18 protein-coding genes and 1 pseudogene are annotated in these 20,938 nt (G+C 67.8%); 10 read left to right on the plus strand and 9 right to left on the minus strand.

What is annotated here, in order from left to right; genetic code table 11:
• Positions 1-155: 155 nt before the first annotated feature.
• Both KRR38_RS25495 and KRR38_RS25500 read right to left on the minus strand, forming a co-directional pair.
• A complete protein-coding gene (locus KRR38_RS25495; RefSeq protein WP_217406234.1) occupies positions 156-1,142 on the minus strand; it encodes a cell wall metabolism sensor histidine kinase WalK in 987 nt (328 codons plus the stop codon).
• Positions 1,143-1,184: 42 nt separating this feature from the next.
• On the minus strand, positions 1,185-2,792 hold the full coding sequence (locus tag KRR38_RS25500; RefSeq protein WP_217406235.1) for an NAD(P)/FAD-dependent oxidoreductase: 1,608 nt from the start codon (positions 2,790-2,792) through the stop codon (positions 1,185-1,187).
• 75 nt (positions 2,793-2,867) lie between these two features.
• On the opposite strand from KRR38_RS25500, the gene zwf reads away from it, so the two are divergent.
• From zwf to KRR38_RS25530, 6 genes are all read left to right on the plus strand, one after another.
• Complete coding sequence (zwf, locus tag KRR38_RS25505; RefSeq protein WP_217406236.1) at positions 2,868-4,337, plus strand: glucose-6-phosphate dehydrogenase; 1,470 nt, start codon at positions 2,868-2,870, stop codon at positions 4,335-4,337.
• Positions 4,338-4,450: 113 nt separating this feature from the next.
• Positions 4,451-6,262 carry a phosphogluconate dehydratase gene (gene edd, locus KRR38_RS25510; protein WP_217406237.1) on the plus strand — a complete coding sequence of 604 codons (1,812 nt, stop codon included), beginning with the start codon at positions 4,451-4,453 and terminating at the stop codon, positions 6,260-6,262.
• On the plus strand, positions 6,259-7,215 hold the full coding sequence (locus tag KRR38_RS25515) for a glucokinase (RefSeq protein ID WP_217406238.1): 957 nt from the start codon (positions 6,259-6,261) through the stop codon (positions 7,213-7,215). The genes edd and KRR38_RS25515 overlap by 4 nt, the downstream gene beginning before the upstream one ends.
• Positions 7,212-7,826: a bifunctional 4-hydroxy-2-oxoglutarate aldolase/2-dehydro-3-deoxy-phosphogluconate aldolase gene (gene eda, locus KRR38_RS25520; protein ID WP_217406239.1), complete on the plus strand. Its 615-nt coding sequence runs from the start codon at positions 7,212-7,214 to the stop codon at positions 7,824-7,826. The genes KRR38_RS25515 and eda overlap by 4 nt, the downstream gene beginning before the upstream one ends.
• Positions 7,823-10,597: a phosphoenolpyruvate carboxylase gene (locus KRR38_RS25525; RefSeq protein ID WP_217406240.1), complete on the plus strand. Its 2,775-nt coding sequence runs from the start codon at positions 7,823-7,825 to the stop codon at positions 10,595-10,597. The genes eda and KRR38_RS25525 overlap by 4 nt, the downstream gene beginning before the upstream one ends.
• Before the next feature lie 134 nt (positions 10,598-10,731).
• Positions 10,732-11,409, plus strand: coding sequence for a L,D-transpeptidase family protein (locus KRR38_RS25530; RefSeq protein ID WP_254514972.1), 678 nt, complete (start codon positions 10,732-10,734; stop codon positions 11,407-11,409).
• A 13-nt stretch (positions 11,410-11,422) separates the two neighbouring features.
• Here the strand turns inward: KRR38_RS25530 and KRR38_RS25535 are convergent, their stop codons facing one another.
• The 7 genes and pseudogenes from KRR38_RS25535 to KRR38_RS25565 form a co-directional block, all read right to left on the minus strand.
• The gene (locus tag KRR38_RS25535; RefSeq protein WP_217406241.1) at positions 11,423-11,920 is read right to left on the minus strand and encodes a nitroreductase/quinone reductase family protein; all 498 of its coding nucleotides are present in this window, start codon (positions 11,918-11,920) and stop codon (positions 11,423-11,425) included.
• Positions 11,921-12,025: 105 nt separating this feature from the next.
• The gene (locus KRR38_RS25540; RefSeq protein WP_217406242.1) at positions 12,026-12,451 is read right to left on the minus strand and encodes a hypothetical protein; all 426 of its coding nucleotides are present in this window, start codon (positions 12,449-12,451) and stop codon (positions 12,026-12,028) included.
• 109 nt (positions 12,452-12,560) lie between these two features.
• Positions 12,561-13,520 carry a tRNA lysidine(34) synthetase TilS gene (gene tilS / locus KRR38_RS25545; protein ID WP_309141137.1) on the minus strand — a complete coding sequence of 320 codons (960 nt, stop codon included), beginning with the start codon at positions 13,518-13,520 and terminating at the stop codon, positions 12,561-12,563.
• A gap of 10 nt (positions 13,521-13,530) precedes the next feature.
• Positions 13,531-14,496: a tol-pal system YbgF family protein gene (locus KRR38_RS25550; RefSeq protein WP_254514973.1), complete on the minus strand. Its 966-nt coding sequence runs from the start codon at positions 14,494-14,496 to the stop codon at positions 13,531-13,533.
• 185 nt (positions 14,497-14,681) lie between these two features.
• Positions 14,682-15,752, minus strand: coding sequence for a helix-turn-helix domain-containing protein (locus KRR38_RS25555; protein WP_217406244.1), 1,071 nt, complete (start codon positions 15,750-15,752; stop codon positions 14,682-14,684).
• A gap of 127 nt (positions 15,753-15,879) precedes the next feature.
• Positions 15,880-18,152: pseudogene (ptsP, locus tag KRR38_RS25560) on the minus strand (phosphoenolpyruvate--protein phosphotransferase).
• Positions 18,153-18,231: 79 nt separating this feature from the next.
• Positions 18,232-18,387, minus strand: coding sequence for a YdcH family protein (locus KRR38_RS25565; protein WP_217406245.1), 156 nt, complete (start codon positions 18,385-18,387; stop codon positions 18,232-18,234).
• A gap of 203 nt (positions 18,388-18,590) precedes the next feature.
• Here KRR38_RS25565 and KRR38_RS25570 point away from each other — a divergent pair, with 203 nt between their 5' ends.
• From KRR38_RS25570 to KRR38_RS25585, 4 genes are all read left to right on the plus strand, one after another.
• The gene (locus tag KRR38_RS25570) at positions 18,591-18,788 is read left to right on the plus strand and encodes a YdcH family protein (RefSeq protein WP_217406246.1); all 198 of its coding nucleotides are present in this window, start codon (positions 18,591-18,593) and stop codon (positions 18,786-18,788) included.
• Between the two features lie 108 nt (positions 18,789-18,896).
• Positions 18,897-19,364 (plus strand): DUF1465 family protein, encoded by a 468-nt coding sequence (locus tag KRR38_RS25575; protein ID WP_309141138.1) that lies wholly within the window; start codon positions 18,897-18,899, stop codon positions 19,362-19,364.
• A gap of 60 nt (positions 19,365-19,424) precedes the next feature.
• A complete protein-coding gene (locus tag KRR38_RS25580; protein WP_217406247.1) occupies positions 19,425-20,297 on the plus strand; it encodes an MBL fold metallo-hydrolase in 873 nt (290 codons plus the stop codon).
• The gene (locus tag KRR38_RS25585) at positions 20,279-20,926 is read left to right on the plus strand and encodes a DUF4230 domain-containing protein (RefSeq protein WP_217406248.1); all 648 of its coding nucleotides are present in this window, start codon (positions 20,279-20,281) and stop codon (positions 20,924-20,926) included. Before KRR38_RS25580 ends, KRR38_RS25585 begins: the two co-directional genes overlap by 19 nt.
• Positions 20,927-20,938: the final 12 nt, after the last annotated feature.

A 20,938-nucleotide genomic window follows, 5' to 3' on the forward strand; every position in this document is an offset into this window, starting at 1 on the left:
TTATATCCTCGCGGCTGGAACGCTCGGCGCCGTGCAGGCGCCTGTCACCTATTGCGTGCCGCGAATACCCGCAAGGTGACTTTTATTTGACCGAAAAATTTCACTAAGATGACGGAATCGGGTGGTTCGCCGCAACCGCAGCAGGATTGGCCGCGCTAGTCCTTCCGCAGCGGCAGCATCATCGAGGCGGTAGTGCCCTCGCCGAGTCGCGTGGTGATGTCGAACCGGCCGCGGTGGCGCTCGACGATATGTTTGACGATCGACAGGCCAAGCCCGGTTCCGCCCGCGGCGCGGCTGCGGCTGGTATTGGCGCGATAGAAGCGCTCGGTCAGGCGCGGGAGGTGCTCGGGGGCTATGCCTTCGCCTTCGTCCTTGACCGCGATCGCGAGCCAGCCCGTCGCCGTCGCTTCCAGCGAGACCGTGACCAGGCCGCCGGCCTTGCCGTACTTGCGTGCATTGTCGATGAGATTGCGGATGACCTGCGCCATCTGGCCACGATCGCCCGCGATGATCGCGCTTTCGCAATTGGCCGTGACGGTGACCTCGGCCCCTTCGCGGAATTCGCCCGCGACCTCGCGCGCCAGCGTTGCCATGTCGATGTCGTCGGACGGTACCTCGTGCTTCACCGCCTCGATCCGCGACAGCGACATCAGGTCCTCGACCAAGGCCTGCATGCGCAGCGCCTCGTGACGGATGATGTCGAGGAAGCGCTCGCGCGTCGCCTTGTCGCCGCCAGCCTTGGGGGTCAGCAGCGTCTCGACATAGCCGATTACCGCGGCGAGCGGCGTGCGCAGCTCGTGGCTGGCATTGGCGACGAAGTCGGCGTGCGCACGCGCGGTGCTGGCCTGGACCGACAGGTCGTAGAGCGTCACCAGCCGTTCGCCCGGGCCGACGACGTGGCAGTCGATCTCCCAGACGCTGCCGCCGACCGAAAGCCCGTCGATCTTCGCTCGGCCGCCGCGCTCGTCGAGGATGACCGACACCGCCTTAGGATTGCGGATGGCGATTCGCACGTCCTGGCTGACGATATGTGCGCCGAGCAACGACTTGGCCGCCGCATTGGCGAAAGTCACCTGGCCGCGCACGACTCCGAGCGCCGGCGTCTGGATATGTTCGAGCAAGTGGACGCCGTCGAGTGCCATCAGGGAGCTTCTATCCTGTGATGCGAAGGCGTGGAAGCGTTCTTAGCGGCGGGACAAAATGCCCCTCAAGCGCGATCGGTCGGCCAGGATCGCTCGGGCGGCATTGTGCCCCGGTGCGCCGGTGACTCCGCCGCCGGGATGGGTGCCCGAGCCGCACATGTAGAGCCCGCGGATCGGCGAGCGGTAGTCGCCGTGACCCAGCACCGGCCTGGCGGCCCAGAGCTGGTCTAGGCTCATCCGGCCATGGAAGATGTCGCCGCCAATCAGGCCGAACTTGCGCTCGAGGTCGAGCGGCGAGTGGATCTGGCGGGCGATCACGCTGGCGCGGAAGTTGGGCGCGTGGGCGGTGACCGTGTCGATGATCCGGTCGGCCGCCGCCTCGCGCTCGTCGTCCCAGGTGCGACCATCGGGCAATTCGGGAGCGAACTGCTGGCAGAACAGGCTGGCGACGTGTGCGCCCGGTGGGGCGAGGCTGTCGTCGAGCGTCGAGGGGATCAGCATCTCGACGATCGGCTCGCGCGACCAGCCGAAAGCGCGGGCGTCGTCATAGGCCGCGTCCATGTAGTCGAGGCTCGGGGCGATGACGATGCCGGCGGTGTGGTGGTCGGCGAGGGCCTTGCCGGGAAGGACGGTGAAGTCGGGCAATTCGGACAAGGCGACGTTCATCCGGAAAGTGCCCGAGCCGGTCTTGTAGCTCGCGATGCGGCGGCGGAAGTCGGGATCGAGGTCCGCGGGATCGAGCATTTGCCGGAAAAGCAGCGCCGGGCCGACGTTGGCGGCGACCAATGGCGCGGCAACCAATGCGCCACCTTCGAGCCGCACGCCTGCCGCCTTGCCGTTCTCGACGACCACTTGTGTCACCGGCGTCTCGAGGCTGATCTCGACTCCGGCCTCGATGCAGGCGCTCGCCATGGCCTGGGTGATCGCGCCCATGCCGCCGATCGCATGGCCCCAGGCACCCTTTTTGCCGTTCACCTCGCCGAAGACATGGTGAAGCAGGACATAGGCCGAGCCGGGGGTCGAGACGCCGGCGTAGTTGCCGACGATCGCGTCGAAAGCGAAGGCCGACTTGATCCGATCGTCCTCGAACCATTGGTCGAGGAACTCGCGCGCAGAGAGCGTGAAGATCGCCAGCAGGTCACGCTGCGCGGCAATGTCGAGCTTGCGCAGCGGCCAGCCCTGCCGCGCCGCCGCGATCAACTCGCCGAACCCTCCGCCGGCCCTGGGCGGTATCTTCAGCGCCAGTTCGCGCAGCACGTCGGCGACCTTGCCCAGCGCTGCGTCGTAATGCGGATAGGCCTCAGCATCCCTGGCCGAGAACCGCGCGAACTCGCGGACCGTGCTCTCGCCACCGAGCTTCAGATAGTCGTCGGCGAAAGGCAGGAAGTTCGACAGCCGCCGCTCGACGATCCGCAGGCCGCGCTCGTGCAGCCGCATGTCGGCGATCACCTTGGGCTGGAGCAGGCTGACTGTGTAGCTCGCGGTCGAATTGCGGAAGCCGGGCGCGAACTCTTCGGTCACCGCCGCGCCGCCGACCACGGCGCGGCGCTCCAGCACGCGCACCTTCAGCCCGGCGCGCGCCAGGTAGAAGGCGCAGACCAGCCCGTTGTGCCCGCCGCCGACGATCAGCGCGTCGTATCGCTCCGTCACCCCAGCTCCCCTTGCCGTGCTATGCTGCGTATGCGAAACAACACATTCCCGGTCCTCACCCAAGGAGAATCACCGATGCAGCTTATACGGCAGGGGGGGGCAAGGGTGAGTTTTACCGCGAACCGGCTTCTTCTCTTCGGCGCGACCGGCGATCTGGCCAAGCGCATGCTGCTTCCCTCGCTCTGCGCGCTCTGTGCCGACGGATTGCTGCCCGACAGCCTCGAGATCATCGGCACTGCCCGGTCGGACCTCGACGACCAGGCCTTCCGCAATCTCGCGCGCGAGGCGCTGGAGAAATTCCTCCCCGCCGATCGCCGCGGCAGCGTCGCGACCTTCCTCAACCGGCTCAGCTACCAGCCGCTCGACGCGACGCAGGAGGATCATTTCGGCGAGCTGGCGAAGAAGGTCGGCCCGATCGACCAGGGTCTCGCCATCTTCCTGTCGACCGCGCCCAGCCTGTTCGAGCCGACGATCCACGGGATCATCAAGGCTGGGCTGGCCGGTCCCAAGGTCCGGATGTGCCTGGAAAAGCCGCTCGGCACCGATCTCGAATCGAGCCGGCACATCAACGACGCGGTGGCGGCTGCTTTTCCGGAAGACCAGATCTTCCGGATCGACCACTACCTCGGCAAGGAGACGGTGCAGAACCTGCTGGCGCTGCGCTTTGCCAATATCTTCTTCGAGCCGCTGTGGAACGCGGCGCATATCGATCACGTCCAGATCACCGTCGCCGAAACCGTCGGCCTCGAAGGCCGGGTCGGCTTTTACGACGATGCCGGCGCGCTGCGCGACATGGTGCAGAACCACATGCTCCAGCTGCTGTCGCTGGTGGCGATGGAACCGCCGTCGAGCTTCGACGCCACAGCCGTGCGTGACGAGAAGGTCAAGGTGCTGCGCTGTCTGCGCCTCGTCGGCCCGAACGAGACGGTCACCGGCCAGTACCGCGCCGGCGCGATCGGCGGCGAGGCCGTCAAGGGATACGATGACGAACTCGGCAAGGAATCGAACACCGAGACCTTCGTCGCGATCAAGGCGCATATCGACAACTGGCGCTGGAAGAACGTCCCGTTCTACCTGCGCACCGGCAAGCGCCTGCCCGAGCGCGTGACCGAGATCGTCGTCCAGTTCCGCCACGTCCCCCATTCGATCTTCGCCGGCAAGGGCGCGCGCTCGACGCCCAACAGCCTGGTCATCGGAATCCAGCCGGACGAGGACATCACGCTGTCGCTGATGGCCAAGGTGCCGGGGCTCGATCGCGGCGGCATCCGTCTGCGTTCGGTGCCGCTCGACATAGCCATGCCGAACGCTTTCGCCGGCGTGCACCGCCGCATCGCCTACGAACGCCTGCTGCTCGACCTGATCGAAGGCGACCAGACGCTGTTCGTCCGGCGCGACGAGGTCGAGGCCCAGTGGGACTGGGTCGATGCGATCCGCGCAAGCTGGACCGAACATGGCATGACGCCCAAGGGCTATCCGGCGGGCACCTGGGGACCCTCGGCGGCGATCGCGCTGGCCGAGCGCGACGGGGTGACTTGGCACGAGTAACGGGGCACGAGTGATCGGCACCAACAGCCTGGATAAAAAATGATTGGGGTACGGGAAGTTAGAAAAAGCGTTGTCGGGGAAGGGAAGCGCGAAGGCTACGAGGAGGTAGGCTCATGAGCAGTCTCAACGCTGCAGTCGCGCGCGTCACCGACAGGATCGCCGCCAGGTCGCGCACCGGGCGCCAGCGCTACCTCGACCTGATGGAGCGTGAGGCCGATCGCCACCGCCGCGAGATGATGGGTTGCTCGAACCTCGCCCACGGCTTCGCCGCGGCGCTCGAGGACAAGGAGGCCATCGCCACCTCGCGCGGGCCGAACATCGCCATCGTCACCGCCTACAACGATATGCTCTCGGCGCATCAGCCCTATGGCCGATACCCCGAGCAGATGAAATTGTTCGCGCGGGAGGTAGGCGCGACGGCGCAGGTCGCGGGCGGCGTGCCGGCGATGTGCGACGGCGTGACGCAGGGCATGGACGGCATGGAGCTGTCGCTGTTCAGCCGCGACACGATCGCGCTATCGGCCGCTGTCGCCATGAGCCACGCGATGTTCGACGGCATGGCGCTGCTCGGCATCTGCGACAAGATCGTCCCCGGCCTCGTCATCGGCGCGCTACGCTTCGGCCATCTACCGGCGGTGTTCATCCCCTCGGGTCCGATGCCCTCGGGCATCGCCAACAAGGAGAAACAGAAGGTCCGCCAGCTCTATGCCGAAGGCAAGTGCGGCCGAGCCGAATTGCTGGCAAGCGAAAGCGCCTCCTACCATTCGCCCGGCACCTGCACCTTCTACGGCACGGCCAATTCGAACCAGATGATGATGGAGATGATGGGGCTCCATGTGCCCGGCGCGGCTTTCGTGCCGCCGAACACGCCGCTACGCCAGGCGCTGACCCGCGCCGCGGTCCACCGCCTGGCGGCCATGGGCAAGGGCGGCAACGACTATCGACCGATGGCGCGCGTCGTCGACGAGAAGGCGATCGTCAACGCCGTGGTCGGCCTGCTCGCAACGGGCGGATCGACCAACCACGCGATCCACCTGCCGGCCATGGCCCGGGCCGCCGGAATCCTGCTCGACTGGGAAGACATCGACGAGCTTTCCGCCGCCGTGCCGATGATCACGCGGGTCTATCCCAACGGTTCGGGCGACGTGAACCATTTCCACGCCGCTGGCGGCATGGGCCTGGTCATCCGCGAACTGCTGGGCGCGGGTCTGGCCCATGCCGATGTCCTGACCGTGGCCGAAGGCGGCATGGCGCAATATGCCGAAGAGCCTTTCCTCGACGGCGACAGCCTGGCCTGGCGACCTTCGCCTGCCGAGAGCGCCGACCCGACGATGATTTCGTCGATGGCCAAGCCGTTCATGCCCGACGGCGGCATGCGGCTGGTTCAGGGCAATCTCGGTCGCGGCACGTTCAAGACCAGTGCGGTCGGCGAGGATCGCTGGACGATCGAGGCTCCGGTGCGCGTGTTCGAGACACAGGAAGCCGTGAGCGAGGCTTTCAAGGCCGGCGAGCTCGACCGCGACGTGATCGTCGTCGTCCGCTTCCAGGGGCCGCGCGCCAACGGCATGCCCGAGCTGCACAAGCTGACTCCGCCGCTCGGCGTGCTGCAGGACCGCGGCTTCAACGTCGCACTGGTCACTGACGGCCGCATGTCGGGCGCATCGGGCAAGGTCCCCGCGGCGATCCACGTCACGCCCGAGGCGCTGGGTGGCGGGCCGCTCTCGCTGTTGCGCGATGGCGACGTGGTGCGGCTCTGCGCCAACAAGGGTCAGCTCGACGTGCTCGCCGATCTCACGGGCCGCGAACCGGCGCTGCCGGGCGAGGCCATGTTCGGCACTGGCCGCGAGCTCTTCGCCATGTTCCGCCACGCCGCGGGCGGCGCCGAGCAGGGCGGCTCGGCGATGCTGGAGATGGCCGGCCTGTGACCCGCATCGTCGTCGGAGATATCGGCGGGACCAATGCCCGCTTTGCGCTCGCCGAAGTGGCGGACGGCCGCGTGATTTCGCTTGGCGAGCCGACCATTCTGCCGGCCAAGGAGCACTCGGGCCTGCCGAGCGCCTGGCAGGCCTACGAGGATAAGATCGGCGAGCCGCTGCCGAAGCTGGCCTCGCTGGCCATCGCCGGGCCCGTCACCGGCGGCCCGGTTCGCTTCCTTAATTCTCGTTGGGTGGTCTATCCCGACACGCTGGACCAGGACCTCGGGCTCGATCGCTCGCTGTTGCTCAACGATTTCGGCGCCATGGCCCATGCGGTCCACGCGCTGGGGGCGGAGCACTTCGTCCATGTCTGCGGTCCCGACAAGCCGCTCCCCGATCACAGTGCGATCTCGGTACTGGGCCCCGGCACGGGGCTGGGCGTCGCGGTGCTACAGCGGACCAAGGCCGGGCCGGTGATCCTAGAGACCGAAGGCGCGCACATCCACTTCGCGCCGCTCGATGAAACCGAAGCCCGGGTCAGTCAGGCGATTGCCAAGAAGTACGAGCGCACTTCGGTCGAGCGGATCGTCTCCGGTCCCGGGCTTGCCGATATCGTCCGGGCCTTGTCGCCCGGCGATACCCGCGACGAACCGACGATCTGGCAGCAGGCCATCGCCGGCGAGGAACCGTTGCTGCGCCAGGCGCTCGGTCTTTTCCTCGACAGCTACGGCGCGGCTACCGGCGACCTCAGCCTGGCGCACGGCGCAATGGGCGTGGCCCTGACCGGCGGGCTGACCAACCGGCTGCTGCCTCTCATTCCCGCCAGCGGCTTCCATGCGCGGTTCCTCGCCAAGGGCCGCTACCGCGCGCGCATGGAAACTGTGCCGGTCAAACTCGTAACCCATCCGCAGCCGGGCCTGTTCGGCGCCGCGGCCGCTTTTGCCAGGGAGCACATCGCGTGAGCCGTATCGAAGACATCATGCTGACCGCACCGGTCATTCCCGTGCTGGTGATCGATGACATCGGCCACGCCTTGCCGATCGCTCAGGCGCTCGTCGCCGGCGGGCTGCGGGTGCTCGAAGTGACCTTGCGCACGCCCGTTGCGCTCGACGCGATCCGGCTGATGAAGCAGGTGCCGGGCGCCATCGTCGGCGCGGGAACCGTGCTGAACCCGTCGCAGCTCGACGCGGCGCTCGAAGCGGGCAGCGAATTCATCGTCTCGCCTGGCTTGACCGAGCCTCTGGGCAAAGCCGCGATCGCCGCGGACGTACCTTTCCTTCCCGGCACGGCCAATTCGGGCGACATCATGCGCGGGCTCGACCTCGGCCTGACGCGGTTCAAGTTCTTCCCCGCGATCGCCTCGGGCGGCATCCCGACTTTGAGCGGTCTGGCCAGCGTCTTCGGCGAGGTGCGCTTCTGCCCGACGGGCGGCATCACTTTTGCCACCGCGCGCGAATGGTTGGCGCTCGATGCCGTGCTCTGCGTCGGCGGGTCCTGGGTCGTGCCCAAGGGCGTGCCCGACCCCGAGCAGATCGAGACGCTCGCCCGCGCTGCCAGCGGGCTTGCGGCATGAGCGGCTCCGTCGCCGATCTCGACCGCCGGCTGCAGGAACTGCACGTCCGCACGGCCGAGACACCGCTGTTCAACCCGGTGTTCCAGCTTGGGCTCGAATTGTCGCGCCAGCTCGAATCGGGCGAGCTGTCGCTGGACCAGGTCGAATCCTGGGTCGCCGAGCTCGAATGCGAAGGCCTGCGCGCCCGCGCCGCGCGGCTGCATCGGCTGGTCTCGCCGCTCGAGCCCGAAGCCAACGAGGCGCGGCTGCGCGAGCTTGCGGACGAGGAGGACTTCTCCGCCTTTGCCGCGCGCTGGCAGCGGCCGCTGGCCCATGTCGTCTTCACCGCGCACCCGACCTTCCTGCTGACCAAGGCCCAGACCGCGGCGGTCGCCGCATCGGCCTCGTCGGGCGACATCAGCGAGGCTTCGGTCTGCACCGCGCCGCACGATCGCGACACGATCACGCTCGATACCGAGCACGAGGCGGTGATGGCGGCGATGGCCCGCGCGCAGGACGCGCGCGAGAGGATCACCGGCCTGCTGTTCGATGTCGCTGCGGCGCGCTGGCCCAAGCGCTGGCGCTCGTTCCAGCCGATGCCCGTGCGGCTCGCGTCCTGGGTGGGCTACGACATGGACGGGCGCACCGATATCGGTTGGGCCACCTCAGTACGTTACCGCCTGATCGAGAAGGCGCTGCGGCTGGCGCGCTATGCTGCAAGCCTGGAAAAGGCGGCGCCCGAGATCGCCGCGCGCCTCGCCCGCGCCGGCAAGCGCACCGAGGAAATGGTCGCGGTGTTCGGCCAGGACTTCGACGACCCCGCTGCGGTCTCCGCCGCCGCCAACCGGCTGACGGAGGACCATCCCGACCGGCTCGTCAGCCTCACCGCGATCATCAACGAGCTGGAGGACGAGGCACGCTCCGCCGACCAGGAGACCGCGCGCGACCTGCTGACCGCTGCTGCGGCGATGCGCGCCGACGGGCTCGGCATGGGCTGGATCCACTTCCGCGTAAACTCTTCGCAGCTGCAGAACGCGATCCGCCGGCGCATCGACCCCGAAGGCAAGCTGGACCTCGCCAGCCAGGCGGCGCTGGTCAAGATGCGCGAGATGCTGGCGGCGGCGAAGCCGCTGCGCTCGAACTTCGCGGCGCTGGCGATCGAGAACAGCACGGCCGCGCGCCAGTTCCTGGTCATGGCGCAGATCCTCGCCCACATCGACGCCGACACCCCGATCCGCATGCTCGTCGCCGAATGCGAGCAGCCGACCACCGTGCTCGCCGCGCTCTATTTCGCGCGGCTGTTCGGCATAGAGGACAAGGTCGACGTCTCGCCGCTGTTCGAGACCGAAAGCGCGCTCGAACACGGCGGCCGCTTCCTCGATGCAGTGCTCGCCGAGGAGGCCTACCGTTCCTACGCGCGCCGGCGTGGCCGCGTCTCGATCCAGACCGGCTTTTCCGACGCCGGCCGCTTCGTCGGCCAAATCCCTGCCGCCTTGGCCATCGAGCGGCTGCAGGGCCGGCTGGCCGAAGCCATGGTCAGCAACGGCCTGACCGACGTCTCGGCGCTGATCTTCAACACCCACGGCGAATCCATGGGCCGCGGCGCCCACCCGACCTCCATCGACGATCGTTTCGCCTGGCCGATGTCGCCCTGGGCGCGGCGGCGCTTCGTCCGCGCCGGGATCAAGCTCGAGCCCGAAGTCTCGTTCCAGGGCGGTGACGGCTACCTGTTCTTCGGCTCGCCCGAACTGGCCCTGGCGACCCTGACGCGCTTCGCCGAGAAGCCGCTGTGGGATGCCGACGCCAACGCCCCGACCGACATTTTCTACCGCCGCACCGATCTCAGCCTCGACTTCTACCGCGCCGTACGCCGCGTCCAGCAGGACCATCTCGCCAGCGACACCTATTCGCGCGCGTTGACGGCTTTTGGCTTGGGCATGCTCAACGATACCGGCAGCCGCAAGGCGCGCCGCCAGTCGGACCTCGCCGCCGACCGGACGATGAGCCTGCGTCAGATCCGCGCGATCCCGCACAATGCGATCCTCCAGCAGCTCGGCTATCCGGTCAACGTCATCGCCGGCATCGGCACCGCGGCCGAAGGAAACCGCGAGGAAGTCGCCGCGCTGCTGCGTGACAGCCCGCGCGGCCGCCAGCTCGTTCGCCTCGTCCGCGCCTCGAACGCGCTCGCCTCGATCAAGACCGTCGCGGCTTATGGCGAGCTGTTCAATTCGGCCTATTGGGCGAGCCGGCCCTACCGCGGCAACGAACAGCACATCGCCGACGCCTGCCTGACCCTGGCGGAATACCTGACCAAGGACGACCGCGCCGGTGTCTTCCGCCGCCTCGCCTCGCGGCTGCGGGTGGATTCGCTCAAGCTTCACCGCCTGCTCGCGCTGCTTCCCGACGAGGCGCCGCTGGCAGACCGCGAGCAGACCCGCCGCAACCTCGGCGTGTTGCAGTCGCTGCGGATCGCGCTGTTCCAGCACATGTTCCTGCGCGCGGTCATGGTCCCGCCGTTCAGCCGCGCCAACGACATCAGCCGCGAGGACGTGATCGAGATGGTCTTCACCCTGCGCATCGACGAGGCGCTGGGCCAGCTGCGCCGGGCCTTCCCGATCTCCTTCCCCAAGATCGGCGATTTCTCGGTCAGCGAGCCGAGTGACTATCCCGACGAGGGCGCGACCTCCTATGCCGCGATCCACCGCGACTTCATCGACCCGGTGGCCCGCTCGCAAGGCCTGGCACTGCGCATTACCACCGCGATCGCCGACGAGTTCGGGGCGCACGGGTGACAAGGCCCGGTTGAACGCGCGTTAACCCGTGGCGTGCGAACGGTCCCGCGCCGGAACGCCGGGAAAGGCGCTCTGGCGATTCAGCGAACGATGCGCGATCATGCGCGCCTGCTGAGGAACGCGGGAAACGAGCGATGCCAGGTCTGTTGAACAATCGGACGATGCTGGGTGCGACTTTTGTCGGCCTGGCCGGAATTGCCGCGGCGATGCTCGTCGTCGGCCCGCCGAAGGACGATGCGGTAAAGCCGGCCGCGGTGCAGGCGTCTAAGCCGAGCGCGGCGGGCGTCGCGCCGTCGGCGAAGGTCGCCATCGCGCCCGCTCCCGCCGCCAGCCCGGCCGCTCCGGCCGACGAGCGTTTCGTCATCAAGCGCATCCTGCCGATCAACGGCCCGATCAAGTACGGTGAATGGCACTGGGACGACAAGAATGTGCCCGATGGCCCGATCGTCATGACCGTGGACCTCGATGCCCGCGTCATCTCGGTGTTCAAGGGCGGATACGAGATCGGCGCTTCCGCCGTCCTGCTCGGCTCGGACGACAAGCCGACCCCGCTCGGCGTCTTCCCGATCACCGAGAAGCAGGTCAAGCACGAGTCCAACCTCTACGATGCCGAGATGCCCTACATGCAGCGGCTGACCAACGACGGCATCACGCTGCATGCGACCAAGGTCGCCTGGGGCTATGTCAGCCACGGCTGCGTCGGCATGCCGCTCGACTTCGCCAAGAAGGTGTTCGAGACCACCCACGTCGGCGACAAGGTCTATATCACCCGCGGCAAGATGGTCGGGCTGGGCGCCAGCCTGACGAGCTGACGCCCATCGCGCGTCAACGATCGAGTTCGGATTCCTGGAACACCGGGATGCTCGCGACCGGCTTCATCATGACGAGCGGGATCAGGCGGTCCGTGCTGTCCTGATATTCGGCATAGGGCGGATAGATCGCGACCATCTGGTCCCAGATCCGCTGCCGTTCGGCCTCGGCGGGTTCGCGCCAGGTTGCGCGGAAGGCCTGCGTCGCGACCTGGACCTCGATCTCGCTGGCGGCCGCTATGTTCAGATACCAGGCCGGGTGCGCCGCAGCGCCGCCCTTTGAGGCGACGATGACGATCTCGCCTTCGACCATGCCGTAGATCAGCGGCAGGATCAGCGTCCGCCCGCTCTTGCGGCCGACGTGCTTGATCAGGCAGATCGGCTGATAGCCTTCGTCGTTGATCGGGCCGAAATCGTAGAAATGCCCTTCCGTACCGCCGGACTGAAGGTAGCGCCGCAGGTGCGTCTCCTGCCAGTCGTGCATGCCGGGCGGGGTGGTGTCGGTGGCGCTCATCGAAGTTTCTCCACCGCGGCGTGGGACGAGACGGCGCGGCCGGCCTAACTTAGGCAAGCGCCCCGAGCGATTAAAGGGGCTGTGAGGATGCGCTGAGCCTTTGGTTCAGGCGTGAGAAGGCGACGGAGCGGAAAGCCGCGATGGGCGTGCAGCCCAGAGCGTCAGCGCAATCGCGACGAGCGCGGGGAGCGTGACAGCGGGAAAGTCCCGAACCAGCGCCGAGGCTCCGCATATGCCGACCGCAACTTCCCAGAGATGGAACAGGGCGTGGCCGGTGAGCCAGAATGCGCCGGCGGCCCATAGCGCAACGCGCACGTTCGGGCGAACCGCCCCGGCCATGAAAGCCCCTCCGACCAGAAAGAAGATCAGGCCGATGTCGCGCAGAAAATGCTGGTTGAACGGTCCCGTGGTCGGGACGCCGGGAACGGCAAAATACCAGTTGGTTGGATCGACGAGCATGAAGATGCCGTTTCCGGCCAATCCCAAGCCGAACACCGTAGCCAGAACCGGAATGGAAATAGTCTGTCGCATTGTGGTGCCTTCCTCGCTGCGAACGCGGGTCGATGGCGTTCCGTGGCTAGACGAGGTGAAGTGGATGCATGTGACATTCTCGGCAAAAGACCAGCCAGTTGCCAGATGATCAGGTCCCGGATCGCGGCGCCGCCCGTCGAACCGGCGCTTTCGTGAAAGTCCAGCCGCCGAGGCCCGGGCGCGCCACGAGCTGGCCGATCGAGCTGGTGCGGCCTTCGACCAGCGCGTCGAACAGGCGGGCCGCCGCGCCGCCGCGCGGTTCCTCGCCGTCGAGCTGCGCGACGATCCGTGCCAGCACGCGCAGCGCGATCGCGCGCGGGGCTTGCGGGCGGTAGGTGATCCCCAGGCCCTCGGTCGAGACGCATTCGCTCCATTCGCGCCGGACCGCCCAGTCGAGCGCGGCGTCGGCGTCGGCGAGGTGCGCTGCGCTGGCGGCGATGCTCGGCACGTCGAGCCAGTCGGCCTCGGCCAGAGCTTTGCGCAGCCGGGCGCGGTCGAAGCGGTCGTCGCTGTTGCTGGGGTCGAGCGCGGGCGTCAGGCCGGCCGCCGCGACGATGGCCGCGAGCTCGTCCTTGCGCCAGGCGAGCAGCGGCCGGAGCAAGGGAAGCGTGGTTCCGGGGGCCAGGCCTTTTGCGCGCGTCCCGGCGAGCCCGGCGACGCCGCTGGCGCGGTTCAGCCGCAGGAGCAGCGTCTCGGCCTGATCGTCGGCATGGTGCGCGGTGGCGAGGGCCTCGATGCCTCGCGCTGCAGCCCAGCCGGCGAGTGCGGCGTAGCGCGCGCTGCGGGCCTCGGACTGGACGTTGCCCGGCGCGACATCGACCTGCAACGTCTCATGCGGCACGTCCAGGCCGGCGCAAATCACCGCGACGTCGGCCGCTTCGGCGGCGCTTTCGGGGCGGAGCTGGTGATCGACCGTCGCCGCCTCGACCCGCCCGGGCAGCGCCGCCGCGGCAAGCAGCAGCAGTGCCAGGCTGTCGGGCCCGCCCGAGACGGCGAGGCCCAGCTTGCCGCCGGCCTGCCACAGCGGCGCCAGATCGCCGGCGAAGCGGGCGGCTAGCGCGGCGTCCACCACCGCAGCCTTACTTGGCGGGGCACTTCACCCCGCCGCGCGTGGCATCGTATTGGCTCTTCAACCGGCCCGCGGCTTCGGCCGCATAGGTGTCGGCGAACTCGGCCAAGGCGATGCAGGCGCGGCTGGTGTCCTTGAGCTGGCGCATCGATTCCGCCAGCAGCAGCAGGCTGTCCGATGCGCGCGCGCCGGTCTTGTCGCCCTGGTAGTTCTGCAGGAACCAGGTGGCGGCCTCGCGCGGCTTGCCGTCGTCGAGATAGGCGCGGCCGAGCAGGTTGCGCGCGAAGCTGATCTTGGCGTGGCGCGGATAGCGGTCGACCATCATCTTCAGCTGCTGCTGCGCTTCGGGATAGAACTTCGCTTCCCAGAGGCGGAAGCCGTAGGAGTATTCGTCGTCGCCCGGATCGTTGGTCGCGGGTTTCTGAATCGCCTGGACCGCGGCCAGGCGCTGCGCGGTCGGCCGGGTCGTGGTGGGAGTTGCCCTTGCCGCTGCGGCAACCGGCTTCGGCGCGGCAGCGACGGGCGGGGCTACGACGGGCTTGGGGGCCGAGGCGCCGCCGCTCATCGCCGCGAGATTGCTGTCACCCGCTGCCGGAGCTGCGGTGGTCGGCGTCGCGCCGGCAGTGGTCGCGGCCGCATCGGCCGTGCCGACGGCGGATTTCGCTTCGAGGATCGACAGGCGGTTGCTGGTCTGCTCGATCTGCGCGGTCAGCTTCGCGAGCTGCGATTCCACCGTGTCCATGCGCGTCAGCAGATCGCTGACCGGGGTGGAGGCGGGTGTTGCCGTATTGGTCGCAGCGGGCTGGCCCGGAGTAATCTCGGGCGCGAAAAGCTTGTCGCCGCTGGCGCCGGGAAAGACCTGGCGCTGGAGCGCGCGGATTTCGGCTTCCATCTTGCGGATGCGCGCCTCGGCCATCGTGTCCTGCGCGAGGGCGGGAAGCGACGTCCCGACCAGAACCACCGCCAAGGCAGACATCGTTGCCGCCTTAACCGGACGAATGCGTCCGAGCCATGTCTTCATGATAGCACCATTTTTTGCGTAACCCTCAGGGCCCCGGAACGGCCGCCCAGCGGGCCTGCCAGCGGTCGGCAGAACCGGAGATTAACCGTCTTGGCCTGCCGAGGTGATTGCCGCAGTCGCGTTGCAGTGTCGAGCCTCGCCTATTGCGAAACGGTGGAAGCTTTGGGCGGCTCGACATTGTAGGGCAGCGTCGGTGTCGGCGCGGCCGCCGCGGGTGCAGGCGCCGCCGGCGAAGGCGAAGGCACCGGCGCAGCGGCCTTGGGCGCAGCGGGTTTGGCGACCGGTGCGGGTGAAGCCGAGGGCCTCGTCGACGGGGCTGCCGCCCTGGCGGCGGCGGGGACCTGTGCCGCAGGAGCCGGCGGGGCTGCCGAAGCGGGCTGGGCGACGGGAGCGGCCGCGACCGGTGCGGCGGGAGCTGCCGGCTGGCCGCGTGCGAGCAGCGCCGCGGCCGAGATCGGCACGGAGATGACCTTGCGCTTGTCCGCCAGCGGAGCCACCGGCTGGCCGCCGATGGTGACGGTCAGCGCGTCGGGCCAGGCGGTGCGCAGCTGCGGCTCGACCGCATCGGTCGGGATCGCGAAGCTCTCACCCAGCGCCATTTCCTTCTGGAACAGCTGCTTGCCGTCCTTGTCGACGATCTTGACCCAGGCGCCGGCTTCCTTCGCCGTGATCACGACCTGGCCCTGCGGGTTCGCCGCAATCGGTGTGGGCGGCGGCAGGACGACCTTCTTCGTCGCCGGCTGCGGCGGCGCTTCCTTGATCAGGTCGGGCAGCGAGACCGCGGGGAAGATGTAGCTGCCCCAGAACACGGCGACGGCGGCGATGACCGCCAGCGCGCCCGCGCCGGCGATCCAGGCCAGGCGCATGCTGGGCACGCGCGCGGGGTCACCGGGCTCGAAAGTCGGCTTGGCCGGCGTCGGCGCATCGTCGATCATGTCGAGCTCGACGCGCACCGCATGGGCTATCTCGCGCTCGTCGAGGCCTACGGTGCGGGCATAGGCGCGTGAGAAGCCGACGGCGTAGGTGCTGCTGGCGAGATCGGCGAAGCGTTCTTCCTCGATCGCGGCGAGGTGGCGTTCGGCGATCTTGGTGCGTGCGGCGACATCGGCGCGGCTCAGCCGGAGCTTTTCACGGGCCCGCCGCAACCGCGCTCCGACGCCTGAAGAGTCGTCGATAGGTATCTGCGGCTGCTGTAGATCCTGTTCGGCCATCCGGGTCCCGATCGGAGTTGAGGTGCGACGCCCCGCAAGGCGAAGTGAAACGCCGTCCCGCCTTTCAAGTCAATACCGTGACCCTCGGTTTACGCGGTTGCACACAGGCTGGATAGCCTGCCTGCGATCAGTCGCAGGTGATGCCGCGCTGGCAGGCCCATTCCTCGAGCGCGACGCGCAGGCTGGGCGGGGGGAAGCGAGCCAACCTGCCATCGCGGCCTCGATCTCGCCGAGATTGATCTTGCGCACGAGTTCCTTGATCGGGCCGACCGCGGCCGGCGTGATCGACAGGCGTCGGATGCCCACGCCGATCAGCGCCAGCGCTTCCAGCTGGCGACCGCCCATCTCGCCGCAGACGGTGAGATCGACGTTGTGCCCGTCGATCGAGCTGATCACGCGCCGGATGAAGCGCAGGATCGACGGGCTCAGCCAGTCGTAGCGTTCGGCGAGCTTGGGGTTCGAGCGGTCGGCGGCGAAGAGGAACTGGGTGAGGTCGTTGGTGCCGATCGACAGGAACGACAGCTTGGGCGCCAGCAGGTCGAGCTGCTCGGCCAGCGCCGGCACTTCGAGCATGGCGCCATAGCGGATCGCGTCGGGCAACTGCTTCTTGCGCGCCTTGAGGAAGGCGAGCTGGCCTTCGAACACGTCCTTGGCGGCGTCGAATTCCCAGGGCTCCGATACCATGGGGAACATGACGTTGAGCGTGCGCCCGCCCGCGGCCTCGAGCAGCGCGCGCGCCTGGACCTTGAGCAGGCCTTCGCGTTCGAGCGCGACACGCAGCGCGCGCCAGCCCATTGCCGGGTTCTCCTCCGCCTCGCCGTCGTTGTGGCGCAGGTAGGGCAGGACCTTGTCGCCGCCGATGTCGACCGTGCGGAAGATGACCGGCCGCTCGCCGGCGCTGTCGAGCACGTCCCGGTAGAGCCGCGTCTGCCGTTCGCGCGCGGGCAGGGTTGCCGAGACGAGGAACTGGAACTCGGTGCGAAACAGGCCGATGCCGTCGGCGCCGGTGAGCGCCAGGTTGGGCATGTCGTCACGCAGGCCGGCATTGATCATCACCGCGATGCGCTGGCCGTCGAGCGTCACCGGCTCGACATCGCGCAGCGCGGCATAGCCGGCCTGGCGTTCGCGGCTCCTGGCGAAGCGGGTTTCGAAGGCCTCGACCAGCGCCTGGGTCGGGCGGATCGTCGCCGTGCCCTCCTCGCAGTCGAGCAGGAGCTGGTCGCCTTCGCGGATCAGCCCCCGCAGGCTGCGCACGCGGCCGAGCACCGGCACGCCCATGGCCCGCGCGACGATGACGACGTGGGCAGTGAGCGAGCCTTCCTCGAGGATCACGCCCTTGAGGCGGCGCTTGTCGTACTCGAGCAGCTCGGCCGGGCCGAGATTGCGCGCGATCAGGATGGCATCGTTGCGCAGGCCCTTGCTCGCCGCCGAACCGAGCTGGCCCGAAACGATGCGCAGCAGCCGGTTGGCCAGGTCCTCGAGGTCGTGCATGCGATCGGCCAGCAGCGGATCGTCGATCTGGCGCATGCGCATCCGGGTGCGCTGCTGGACGCGCTCGATCGCTGCCTCGGCGGTCAGGCCGCTGTCGATCGCCTCGTTGATCCGCCTTGCCCAGCCTTCGTCATAGGCGAACATCTTGTAGGTTTCGAGGATCTCCTCGTGCTCGCCGCCGACGCCGAACTCGGCTTGGGCGGCCATGCGGTCGATCCCTTCGCGCATCTTGTCGAAGGCCATGTAAACGCGCTGGCGCTCGGCCTCGGTATCCTCGGCGACGATGTGCTCGATCGTCACGCGTGGCTGGTGATAGACCGCGCAGCCGGTGGCCAGGCCCTTCACCAAGGTCAGGCCGCGCAGCATCTCGGGGCCGGTCTGGGCATCGGTCGCGGCATAGTCGTCCTCGTCGACGAGTTCCGCATTGGCGATCAGTTCTGACAGGACCATGGCAACGGTCTGCAGCGCCTCGATCTCGACCTCTTCGTAGCGGCGCGGCTCGACGTGCTGGACGCAAAGCACGCCCACGGCCCGCTCACGCCGGACGATCGGCACCCCGGCGAAGGAATGGAACTTGTCCTCGCCCGTTTCCGGCCGATAGGAGAAGTCCGGGTGTGCTGCCGCTTCGGCTAGGTTGAGCATCTCGATCTGCTCGGCGATCGTGCCGACGAGGCCTTCGCCCACGCTCATCCGCGTGACGTGCACGGCCTCTTGCGCGAGGCCGCGCGTAGCGAACAGCTCGAGCATGCCTTCGCGGAGCAGGTAGATCGAGCAGACCTCGCTATCGAGACCCGCGCCGATCACCTCGACGACGGTGTTGAGCTTGGCCTGCGCGTGGCTGCGCGAAGCCATCACCTCGTGAAGGCGGGTGAGGATCGTTCTGGCGGCGGCGACGGCTGCGCTGGTCATGCGCTCCGACTAGCGCAAAGCTGCGGCTTTGGGAACGCGGCACACACGCCGCGCAACCGTTCCATCTGCGAAAAGATCTCTAGATGTGTTCAAGTTCTTCCTTGATGCGGAGCTTACGCTTCTTGAGCGTCTGGATAACCACAACATCAGGCATCGGGCGGCTCATTTCTTCCTGAAGACGCCGTTCGAGGCCGGCGTGCTTGAGCTGCAAGGCGCTGAGATGCGAAGCTTCCATATTCATGGTCCTCCTCGTTGGCCTACCCGGGAGCGACCCGGGGCCGACTCGGCCCTCTACGGGTGCGGCGCGATTGTCATGCAACCATATTCATCCTATCTTGCGAAGCTCAAAATGGGACGTTTCGGCGAAACGCGGCGAGTCTGCGTCGAGTGGTTCTGATGTCCTTGCAGGTGGGGCGAACAGCTCGTGGAGATTACGGCGTGAACGAAGAAGAGCTGCGTAAGCGGCTGGAAGCGCTTAAAATCGAGCATCGCGACCTCGACGCCGCGATCGATGCACTGGCGACGGCCAATTCGGCGGACCAGCTGCAAATTGCCCGACTTAAGAAAAGGAAGCTGAAACTAAAGGATCAAATTGCGCTGGTAGAGGATTATCTGATACCAGACATCATCGCCTAAATGGCGGCTGCGGCGCCGCAGGGTTTGTGCCACTTTTGCACAGTCCCAAATGCGCTGTGGAATCACGAGTGGCTACGATTGCCGGATGCCACTGCGTGGGATTATTCCATGTCCATGACACAGCCTGCCACGATCAATCCTCGCATCATCGAAGGCCTCTACGCCGAGGCGCTGGTGCTCGCCGACGAGGTGCGTGCGGCCTTCAGGCTGTCCGGCCGGCTCGAAGCAGCGGGGCGCGAGGAAGACCTGTCGCGCATTGCGCTCTCCTGCGAGGCGCTGCGCACGACGACGCGGATGATGCACGCGATCGCCTGGCTGCTCAACCACCGCGCCTATTTCATGGGCGAGCTCAGCGAGTTCCAGCTGCGCCGCCACGGCAAGCTGGCCCTGGACAGCGCCGCCGCCGATCCCGAGCGGCTGGCGCTGCTCGATCCCGAGATCCGCGACCTGATCGGCGCGAGCGAGCGGTTCTATGCGCGGCTGATGCGGCTCGACAACGGCTGGCGCCAGACCGAGCTTCCCATGCCCAGCGCCATTGCCGCGCTGCGTGAGCGTATCCGCGTGGTCGGGCGCTGATCTTCTCCGGCTGCTAGCAGGCCTATCGACAGGCGCGCGCCGACCCCCCATATCCGGCGCATGGAATTTCCGCCCAAACCCTGGCCCGTCGGCGAGGCCGATCCCGCCGAACCGCTGGTGCGCCGCGTGCTCGCCGCGAACCCTTCGGCTTTCACTTTCACCGGAACGCAGTCCTATGTCGTCGGCGCAGCCGGCGATGTTGCGGTGATCGACCCGGGGCCGATCGAGGACGATCACATCGAGGCGCTGCTCGCCGCGATCGGCGACGCTAAAGTGAGCGCGATCGTCTGCACCCATACGCACAAGGACCATTCGCCCGCGGCCGCGCCGCTGGCCGAGCGGACAGGCGCGCCGATCATCGGTTGCGCGCCGCTGGTACTCAGCGACGACGGCCCGCGCTCCGACGCGAGCTTCGATCCGACCTATGCGCCGGACCGGGTGCTGGCGGATGGCGAAAGCATCATGGGCGAGGGCTGGACGCTGACTGCGGTCGCGACCCCGGGCCACACCTCGAACCACCTCTGCTTCGCGCTGGCGGAATCGGGCGCGCTGTTCACCGGCGATCATGTCATGGGCTGGTCGACCTCGGTGGTCTCGCCGCCGGACGGGGACATGACCGCCTATATGGCGAGCCTGCAGAAGCTCTACGAGCGCGAGGACCGCGTCTATTACCCCGCGCATGGCCCGGCGGTGACCAAGCCGCAGCAGCTCGTGCGCGGCATGATCGGCCACCGCCGTCAGCGCGAGAACCAGATCATCCGCCAGATCGAGGCCGGCGTGCACCAGATCCACGCGATGGTGCCGCAGATGTACAAGGGTGTCGACGAGCGGCTCTGGCCGGCGGCCGAACGGTCGGTGCTGGCTCATCTGATCGACCTGGAACGCCGGGGACGGGTCGTCCGTTCTGACGACACATGGACGATCGCCGCCTGAATCCGCCTATCACGCCGGCTCGCGGCGCAGCTCTGCCGTGGCTGCTGTTCGTCGTCGCGCTGGCGCTGGCTGTCTGGGCGATGTGGCGCGTCTATGGTCCCAAGCCAGCGGGCGATCCGCTGGCGACCACGCTGACCGCCTTCGAGAAACAGAATCGCCTCACGGTCTTCTCCGCGCAGCTCTCGCCCGTCGTCGCCAACGACGAGGAAGCGGTGTTCGGCCTGATCAAGTCGCGCCAGGTGGCGGTGATCCCGGCGCGGATCGACTACACGATCGACCTTTCGGCGATGGGCCACGACCGGCTGACCTGGAATGCCGAGACGAAACGCCTCGACGTCCGCCTGCCGCCGCTGGCGCTGAGCCGGCCCAACCTCGACGAGGGCAGGGCGCAATATCTGCGCGAGGGCGTCTGGATCACCCGCACTACGCAAGACAATCTCACCCGTGCCAACACCCAGCTCGCCGAGAAACAGGCGGCCGAGCAGGCGGCCAACCCTGTGCTGATGGGCCTCGCCCGCGCCGCCGCCAAGGACGCGATCCGCCAGAACCTGACGATCCCGCTGCAGGTTGCGGGTTACGGTGACGTCACCGTCGCGGTGCGTTTCGACGGTGAAGCGGCACCGAACTGATTCCACTTTTAC

Source organism: Novosphingobium sp. G106 (genome assembly GCF_019075875.1).
Taxonomy (GTDB): domain Bacteria; phylum Pseudomonadota; class Alphaproteobacteria; order Sphingomonadales; family Sphingomonadaceae; genus Novosphingobium.